1 protein-coding gene is annotated in these 549 nt (G+C 53.4%); it reads right to left on the bottom strand.

What is annotated here, in order from left to right:
- Window positions 1–179: 179 nt before the first annotated feature.
- The coding region (locus GVL03_RS22430; protein WP_235038261.1) for a hypothetical protein at window positions 180–549 on the bottom strand (370 nt) is incomplete at its 5' end.

Genomic DNA, 549 nt, shown 5'->3' with positions numbered 1-549 from the left:
GTTTAGGAGAGTATTGCCGGCGCAACAGAACCCTGCTGAACCGATCCGGTATTCATAGGTCAGAATTTCACCGAATCAGCAGGAATTCAGGGTGAAAAACAGTAGCGGGTCGCCAAAGTTCGCTATTTTTGGGCAAAAAACCAAATTTTCTCGCTCCGCCCCTGTTCGACGCGAGCCGTTCAGAAGGGATCCGATTCCTTCGGTCGCTGGGGAGATGGTGGAGAGTCAGGGGACGTTTCCGGCGTGACTGATGTTCCACTAGCCGATTGAAAGAACGTCTGGTGTCCTGCCAAGTAGTAGATATTCGGGCCATATGCTCCGGTCTCACCCTCTTGGTCACGTTCACGAGCAATATTGGCGATCAAGCCGCAAAGCGACAAGGTTACGAGTGCCTTCCTCATATGGCGTTCTGGCACTCCCGTGCTCACGGAGATCTTCTCGTAGGAAGCCAACGTATAAGACTTGTAGTTGTCCCGACGAGCGGCTAGGTAGAGGTACACCTTGAGAGCATGCAGTTCGTGACGCGAGCGCAACGTCAGGTGCTGGAAG

Origin of the sequence: Microbacterium sp. 18062 (assembly GCF_902706225.1) — a bacterium.
Lineage (GTDB): Bacteria > Actinomycetota > Actinomycetes > Actinomycetales > Microbacteriaceae > Microbacterium.
Note: the sequence above shows the minus strand (reverse complement) of the source record. Positions and strands in the feature narration are given on the sequence as shown.